This is a genomic window from Nguyenibacter vanlangensis, from assembly GCF_013376155.1.
Lineage (GTDB): Bacteria > Pseudomonadota > Alphaproteobacteria > Acetobacterales > Acetobacteraceae > Gluconacetobacter > Gluconacetobacter vanlangensis.
On record NZ_JABXXP010001182.1, the window covers coordinates 1 to 608 of the forward strand.

General features: G+C 70.4%; 1 protein-coding gene. It reads right to left on the reverse strand.

Going from position 1 to position 608, the window contains the following annotated elements; all coding sequences use genetic code 11:
* On the reverse strand, window positions 1-608 hold a 608-nt coding region (gene zapE, locus HUK84_RS22000), incomplete at both ends, for a cell division protein ZapE (RefSeq protein ID WP_176642017.1).

The following is a 608-nucleotide window of genomic DNA, read 5'->3' on the forward strand; positions in this document are numbered from 1 at the left end:
ATGACCTGCAGCGTCACCGGGCAGAGCGGCGCCCCGCCGGCCAGGCGCATGAACAGCGAATCCAGTTCCTGCGTCGCCTCGGCGCCCGGCGGCACGATCCAGGTCGTGACCCCACGCAGGCCGCCCCGCCGGTAATCGCGTGGCGAGTCCAGTTCCAGCGTGTCCACCTCGCGCTGGATGATGGCGATGAAGGGCCGGAAGGCGTCGGCCCCCGGCCGGTGCTGGAACAGATCCTGCGGCCGGGTGTTCGAAGTCGCGACCACCACCACGCCCGCGGCGAACAGATATTCGAAAAGCCGGCCCAGGATCATGGCATCGGCGATGTCGTCGACCTGGAATTCGTCGAAGCACAGCAGCCAGGCCTGGCCCGCGATGGCCTGGGCCAGGGGCGGGATCGGGTCGGCCAGTCCGGGGTCCGCCTGCTTCATCGCGTGCAGGCGCTGGTGCACGTCCTGCATGAAGCGGTGGAAATGCACCCGGCGCTTGTGCGCCACCGGGGCCAGGTCGAAGAACAGGTCCATCAGCATGGTCTTGCCGCGCCCGACCTGGCCGACCATGTAGACGCCGCGCGGCCGTGCCGGCCGCGCCGCGCGGGAAGAGCCGGCCAG